Below are 5622 nucleotides of genomic sequence, written 5' to 3' on the forward strand. Positions count from 1 at the left end.
GGCTGGCAGGCGGGCTGGCAGGGACTTCGGCATACCCGGACGGGCGGGTTCAACCGTCGCCGATCCCCGTCCGCGCACCGGCGGCGTCATGTTTGCGGAGTCTCGGCGGGGTACGCCGCGATACGGACCGGCGCGGCGACTGACGGCGCCGGCACGCAAGACGACCCCCCGATGGAAGGACTGACGATGGACACCCCCTCGGCCCCGGGCAACGGGTCCGGCAAGACGAGCAAGAACGCCAGCCGCGCTGCGGGCACCGCCCAGAAGACCGGCCAGAAGACCGCGAAGGGCACCGCGGCGGGCGCGGCGAAGGGTGCCAAGAGCACCACCAAGAGCACCGCGGACACCGCGAAGGGCACCGCGTCGGGCGCCAAGGGCGCCGCGCAGAAGACGGCGCGGGGCGTCCAGGAGACGACCGCGCAGGCCGGTGGCCAGGTGGCGGCGCTGCCCGGGCGGGTGGCGGGGCTGGCCAAGCTCCTCACCCTCGGCCGGTTCCTGCGGGCGGTCCCGGTGGCCGCGGCCGCCGTCGCCGGCGTCGTCGTCGGACGGCTCACGGCCCGCAAGCGCTGACCCGCCCCCCGGGCATCATCCGGCCTTGACCGGCCAGTGACCGGAACCAGGCCGCCCGTTTAGGCAGAACAGGACGGGTACACCGGGGTGCATGCCAAACCCCCTGACGAAATCACCGCGAAGGAGACGATGACATGACTGGGCCGATAGCCCAGCAGACTTCGGGCACCAGCACCGTCCAGCGGGGCGGGTCGGGCAGCAGCCTGGCCGACGTCGTCGACCTGATCCTGGAAAAGGGACTGGTCATCGACATCTATGCGCGGGTCTCACTGGTGGGGATCGAGATCCTCACGGTGGACGTGCGGATCGTGGTCGCCAGCGTGGACACCTACCTGCGGTTCGCCGAAGCCTGCAACCGGCTCGACATCTCCCACGACGGCACCTCGCAGGGGCTGCCGCAGTTCGTGGAGGGCATGCAGGAGTCGGGCGCCAAGAAGAAGACCCGCGGCGCCCTTGAGGGCGCGCAGGAACGGCTGAAGGAGACGTTCGGCGGCGACTCCGGCGACTCCGACGACTCCGAGGACGACAAGCAGCCCGCGCGGCGCCGCTCGTCCCGCAAGAAGGAGGACGAGGAGTAATGACCACGCCGCAACCCCCCGGCGGGCCCGGCCCCGGGCCCGGGGACCCGGCCGCGCAGGGCGGCCCGGTCCCGCAGTACGTGTACGGCGTGACCCGCAAGGGCACGGCCCTGCCGCAGGACGTCGGCGGGCTGGACGACCGGCCGGTGTCGCTGGTGCAGGACGGCGGCGTGTGCGCCGCGATCGTCAGCGACCTGCCGGCCGACCGGCCGCTCGGTGATCGCGCCGACCTGGTCGCGCACCAGCGGGTGCTGAACGCCCTGGTCGACGCCGGGACCGTGGTGCTGCCGTTCCGGTTCGGGGCGGCGCTGGCCGACCGCGCCGCCGTGGAGAAGGAACTGCTGGCCGGCAACTCCGAGCGCCTCGGGCAGGTCCTGGACCAGCTGGAGGGGCGGGTCGAGCTGCGGCTGAAGGCCACCTACGTCCAGGAGACGGTGCTGCGGGAGATCATGGACGCCGAGCCGGAGATCGCCGCGCTGTCGCAGCGGCTCCGGGAGGTGCCGCCCGACATCGCCGACGCGGTCTACTACGACCGGGTCCGGCTCGGTGAGCTGATCGCGCAGTCGCTGGAGCGGCTCCGCGAGTCCGACGGGCAGGTCCTGCTGGACGGGGCGGCGCCGCTGGCGGAGGCGTTCGCGCGCAAGTCGCCGGCGCGGGAGGAGGACGTCCTGGACGTCTCGTTCCTGGTCCGGGCCGACCGCCGCGCCGAGTTCGAGCAGACCGTCGACAAGCTGGGGCAGGCGCACGGCGACCGGATCCGGCTCCGCCTGATCGGCCCGCTCGCCCCCTACGACTTCGTTCCGGAGGCGTGAGCGGCGATGGGACTGTTCAGCGGGCTGGTGACGCTGCCGCTGGCGCCCGTGAAGGGCGTGGTGTGGCTGGCCGAGACCCTGACCGAGCAGGCCGAGGCGCAGCTGTACGACCCGGGCAGGATCGCCGCGGAGATGCAGGAGGTCGCCGACCAGGTCGCCGACGGCGAGATCACCGAGGACGAGGCGGCGGTCCGCGAGGAGGACCTGATCCGCAGGCTGAACGAGGGCCGCGCCCGCGGCTACCGGGCGGGCGGATAGGAGGCCGGGTGATGTTGTCCGCGTCCAAGGCCGCCGAGCGGGCGGTCGAGCACGTCACCGCGATGACCGGCCGGAGCGCCGAGTGCGTGGTCGGGGTGGAGCGCACCGGCGAGGACGGCTGGCGCGTCACGGTCGAGGTCGTGGAGACCCGCCGCATCCCCGACTCCGCCGACATCCTCGCGGCCTACGACACCGAGGTGGACGCGGACGGCGAGCTGGTCGGCTACCGGCGCGCCCGCCGCTATCTGCGCGGACGAGTGGAGAAGGGCTGAGCAGCGGTGAGTGATATCTCCTGGACCGGCCAGCGGTCCCCGGCCAGGTCGATGCCGGGGGAGCGGCAGTCGGCCAACCTGGCGGACCTGCTGGAACGCATCCTCGACAAGGGCATCGTGATCGTCGGGGACATCAGTATCAACCTGCTGGACATCGAGCTGCTGACGATCAAGCTGCGGCTGCTGGTGGCGTCGGTGGACCGGGCCAAGGAGATGGGCATCGACTGGTGGGAGCACGACCCGTCGCTGTCGTCCAAGGCCCGGGGGAACGAGGTGGACGGCGCCGGCGGGGACGGCGCCGACCGGGGGCTGCTGGAGGAGAACCGGCGGCTGCGCGAGCGCCTGGCCGCCCTGGAGGCGGGCGCGTCCGCCGGCACGGACGCGCCCGGTGACGGGGCGCGGGGGAAGGAGAGCCGATCATGACCGGGACGCGGCCCGCCGACGGCACCGCCGTCTACCTGTACGGCGTGGCGCGCGGCCTGGACCCGGCCGCGCTGCGCGGCGCCGCCGGGGTGGCGGGCGCGCCCGTGCGCGCCGTGGCGGCGGGCGGGCTGACCGCGCTGGTCAGCACCGTCCGGCTCGCCGAGTACGGGGAGGCCGCGCTGCGCGCGAACCTGGAGGACCTGGCGTGGCTGGAGGCCACCGCCCGCGCCCACCACGACGTGGTGGACCGGGCCGCGCACGCCGCGCCGACCGCGCCGGTGCGGATCGCCACCATCTACCGCGACGACGCGCGGATCGGCGAGGTGCTGACCGCGCAGGGCGAGCGGTTCACCGAGATCCTCGACCTCATCGCCGGACGCTCGGAATGGGGCGTCAAGCTCCACGCCGGCGCCGAGCTGCTGCGCGGCGAGCAGGAGCCCGCCGCCACGGATTCCGGTGGGGGGCTCGCGCCGAGTGCCGAGCCCTCCACCGGCCCCAACACCGGCACCGGCTCGGGTTCGGGCGGGGTGGGGACCGCGTACCTGCGGCGCCGGCAGGACGAGCGCCGCCGCCGCGCCGACGCCGGGCGCCGGGTCAGCGGGCAGGCCGACGCCGTCCACACCGAGCTGGCCGACCACGCGGTGGCGTCCCGGCACCACCCGCCGCAGGACCCGCGCCTGTCGGGCCGGACCGGCACGCAGATCCTCAACGCCGCCTACCTGCTGGACGAGGAGCAGGTGGAGGGGTTCCTGGCGGTGACGCGCGCGGCGGGAGACCGGCTGCAGGGCATCGAGGTGGAGGTGACGGGGCCGTGGCCGCCGTACTCCTTCATCGAGCCGGGGGCGATGTGACGGCCGTCCTGGACCACGGCGGTGACGCCCCGATGGAGCGGATCGCGCTGGTGGACCTGCTGGACCGGCTGCTGGCGGGCGGTGTCGTCATCACCGGCGACCTGGTCATCTCGCTCTCCGGCGTGGACCTGGTGCAGGTGTCGCTGCGAGCGCTGATCACATCCGTCCGCGACGAGTTGCTCCCCGAGGAGGACCGGCCATGAACCGACCAGACGACCGTCCGCGGCCCCGCTCCGACCGCGAGCCGGTGACCGGCGAGGCCTCCGTCCGCGACCTCGCGGCGGGGGACCCGTTCACCGACGACATCCTCGCCGGGCGCACCGGCGGATCGTCCCCGCACACCCCGGTCCGCGCCGCACCCGCCCGCGAACCGGACCTGCGGGAGCGGTCGTCGCGGACGATGCAGCGGCTGCGGTCCGACCCCGAGACGGTCGAACGCGACCTGGTGAAGCTGGTCCTGACCCTCGTCGAGCTCATCCGGCAGCTGATGGAGCGGCAGGCGCTGCGCCGCGCCGAGGGCGGCGACCTCACCGACCGGCAGGTCGAGGACCTCGGGCTGGCACTGATGCGGCTGGACGAGGCGATGACCCGCCTCAAGGACCACTTCGACCTCGACGACCACGACCTCAACCTCGACCTGGGCCCCCTCGGCCCGCTCCTGCCCGACGACTGACCGGCGGGTTCACCGCGACCGCCTTGAAGAAGGTGTAGTGGAACGTGCCGTCCGCGGCGGCGGTGCGGCGCAGGTCGGCGATGCCGCGGTCGAAGTCGGCCGGGGTGGTGAGCCCCGCGGCGACCGCGTCGCCGCGGACCGACTCCACCATCGCGGCGAACGTGCCGAGCGTGAACGCCCGCGCGAGACCGGGCCGGTCCCCGTCGGCGTACACGGTGCGGGGCCCGGCCGTGACCCGCCGGTACCCGGCGGCGGTGAGCAGCGGCCGCAGCCGCCGGCCGATGAGGGCGTCCCCGCCCGCGGCGGCCTGCAACGCGACCTGGTGGGCGATGGCGGCGCGGGCGCGGGCGCTGTCGGGGTGGAAGAACGCCGACCCGTGGTCGCCCTCGACGACGGTGAGCGTCCCGCCGGGCCGCAGCACCCGCCGCAGCCCCGCCAGCGCGGCGCGCGGATCGGGCAGATGCTCCAGCACGAAGCACACGAACAGGTGGTCGAACGCGGCGTCGGAGAACGGCAGGTCGTGCAGGTCCGCCTCCCGCCACCGGACGTCCGCGCCGGGACGGGACGCGGCGACGCGGGCGCGGGCCTGGTCCAGCGAGGCGGCCGACACGTCCACGGCGGTCAGGTGCGCGCCGGGGGAGCGGGCCACCAGATGCACGGTCTGCGCGCCGACGCCGCAGCCCACCTCCAGCACCCGGCTGCCCTCCGGATAGGCGGTGCCGTCGTGCAGCAGCGCCGCGAGCGCGTCGGCCTGGTCGCCGAGCCGATCCGCCTCCCGCCGCGAGTATCCGTGCACGTAACCGCCGCGTTCATCACCGCGCTGATCGTCGACCGTGGTTCCCATGGGATCAGCGTCCCCCCACAATGGCCTGATGCACAGGTCCAAAGGCGCCGAGCCCGACCGGTCCATAACGCTGGGGTCGGACTTCCTCCAGCTCGACCCCGCCGACGCACCGCCCGGCGGCCTCGCCGACTGGCTCGCCGGGCGGCTCCGCGACGCCATCGCCGACGGCCGCCTGCCCGTCGGCGGCCGGCTGCCCGCCACCCGCGTCCTGGCGGCGGAACTGCGCGTCTCCCGCGGCGTGGTCACCGAGGCCTACCAGCGCCTCACCGACGAAGGCCACCTCGCCGGACGCGGCCGCGCCGGCACCGTCGTCGTCGCCGCACCCCTCACCACCCCCGCCC

Annotated in this window: 11 protein-coding genes; 10 read left to right on the forward strand and 1 reads right to left on the reverse strand. The window is 74.7% G+C overall.

Annotation, left to right across the window (positions count from 1 at the left end):
• The first annotated feature begins 186 nt into the window (after window positions 1-186).
• The 9 genes from E1293_RS43905 to E1293_RS48245 all read left to right on the forward strand — a co-directional run bounded on the left by E1293_RS43905 (window position 187) and on the right by E1293_RS48245 (window position 4437).
• A complete protein-coding gene (locus E1293_RS43905; protein WP_132205585.1) occupies window positions 187-570 on the forward strand; it encodes a hypothetical protein in 384 nt (127 codons plus the stop codon).
• 134 nt (window positions 571-704) lie between these two features.
• Window positions 705-1148 carry a gas vesicle protein GvpJ gene (gene gvpJ / locus E1293_RS43910; RefSeq protein ID WP_132205587.1) on the forward strand — a complete coding sequence of 148 codons (444 nt, stop codon included), beginning with the start codon at window positions 705-707 and terminating at the stop codon, window positions 1146-1148.
• Complete coding sequence (locus E1293_RS43915) at window positions 1148-1960, forward strand: GvpL/GvpF family gas vesicle protein (protein WP_132205589.1); 813 nt, start codon at window positions 1148-1150, stop codon at window positions 1958-1960. Before gvpJ ends, E1293_RS43915 begins: the two co-directional genes overlap by 1 nt.
• Window positions 1961-1966: 6 nt before the next feature.
• Complete coding sequence (locus E1293_RS43920) at window positions 1967-2218, forward strand: gas vesicle protein GvpG (RefSeq protein WP_132205591.1); 252 nt, start codon at window positions 1967-1969, stop codon at window positions 2216-2218.
• Between the two features lie 11 nt (window positions 2219-2229).
• Window positions 2230-2490 (forward strand): gas vesicle protein GvpO, encoded by a 261-nt coding sequence (gvpO, locus tag E1293_RS43925; protein WP_132205599.1) that lies wholly within the window; start codon window positions 2230-2232, stop codon window positions 2488-2490.
• A gap of 6 nt (window positions 2491-2496) precedes the next feature.
• On the forward strand, window positions 2497-2913 hold the full coding sequence (locus E1293_RS43930) for a gas vesicle protein (protein ID WP_481726113.1): 417 nt from the start codon (window positions 2497-2499) through the stop codon (window positions 2911-2913).
• Window positions 2910-3764 (forward strand): GvpL/GvpF family gas vesicle protein, encoded by an 855-nt coding sequence (locus tag E1293_RS43935; protein ID WP_132205593.1) that lies wholly within the window; start codon window positions 2910-2912, stop codon window positions 3762-3764. The genes E1293_RS43930 and E1293_RS43935 overlap by 4 nt, the downstream gene beginning before the upstream one ends.
• The gene (locus E1293_RS43940) at window positions 3761-3967 is read left to right on the forward strand and encodes a gas vesicle protein (protein ID WP_243717463.1); all 207 of its coding nucleotides are present in this window, start codon (window positions 3761-3763) and stop codon (window positions 3965-3967) included. Before E1293_RS43935 ends, E1293_RS43940 begins: the two co-directional genes overlap by 4 nt.
• Window positions 3964-4437, forward strand: a complete 474-nt coding sequence (locus E1293_RS48245) for a gas vesicle protein K (RefSeq protein ID WP_165978680.1) — start codon at window positions 3964-3966, stop codon at window positions 4435-4437. Before E1293_RS43940 ends, E1293_RS48245 begins: the two co-directional genes overlap by 4 nt.
• Here the strand turns inward: E1293_RS48245 and E1293_RS43950 are convergent.
• Window positions 4391-5281: a methyltransferase domain-containing protein gene (locus E1293_RS43950; RefSeq protein ID WP_132205595.1), complete on the reverse strand. Its 891-nt coding sequence runs from the start codon at window positions 5279-5281 to the stop codon at window positions 4391-4393. The two genes, E1293_RS48245 and E1293_RS43950, sit on opposite strands and share 47 nt — an antisense overlap.
• A gap of 28 nt (window positions 5282-5309) precedes the next feature.
• On the opposite strand from E1293_RS43950, the gene E1293_RS43955 reads away from it, so the two are divergent.
• A partial coding sequence (locus tag E1293_RS43955) for a GntR family transcriptional regulator (RefSeq protein ID WP_132205597.1) occupies window positions 5310-5622 on the forward strand: 313 nt, incomplete at its 3' end.

The organism is Actinomadura darangshiensis, assembly GCF_004349235.1.
GTDB lineage: Bacteria > Actinomycetota > Actinomycetes > Streptosporangiales > Streptosporangiaceae > Spirillospora > Spirillospora darangshiensis.

Coding starts and splice junctions, on each gene's coding strand:
- E1293_RS43905 (WP_132205585.1), top strand. CDS start 187: ATGGACACCCCCTCGGCCCCGGGCAACGGGTCCGGCAAGACGAGCAAG.
- gvpJ (WP_132205587.1), top strand. CDS start 705: ATGACTGGGCCGATAGCCCAGCAGACTTCGGGCACCAGCACCGTCCAG.
- E1293_RS43915 (WP_132205589.1), top strand. CDS start 1,148: ATGACCACGCCGCAACCCCCCGGCGGGCCCGGCCCCGGGCCCGGGGAC.
- E1293_RS43920 (WP_132205591.1), top strand. CDS start 1,967: ATGGGACTGTTCAGCGGGCTGGTGACGCTGCCGCTGGCGCCCGTGAAG.
- gvpO (WP_132205599.1), top strand. CDS start 2,230: ATGTTGTCCGCGTCCAAGGCCGCCGAGCGGGCGGTCGAGCACGTCACC.
- E1293_RS43935 (WP_132205593.1), top strand. CDS start 2,910: ATGACCGGGACGCGGCCCGCCGACGGCACCGCCGTCTACCTGTACGGC.
- E1293_RS48245 (WP_165978680.1), top strand. CDS start 3,964: ATGAACCGACCAGACGACCGTCCGCGGCCCCGCTCCGACCGCGAGCCG.
- E1293_RS43950 (WP_132205595.1), bottom strand. CDS start 5,281: ATGGGAACCACGGTCGACGATCAGCGCGGTGATGAACGCGGCGGTTAC.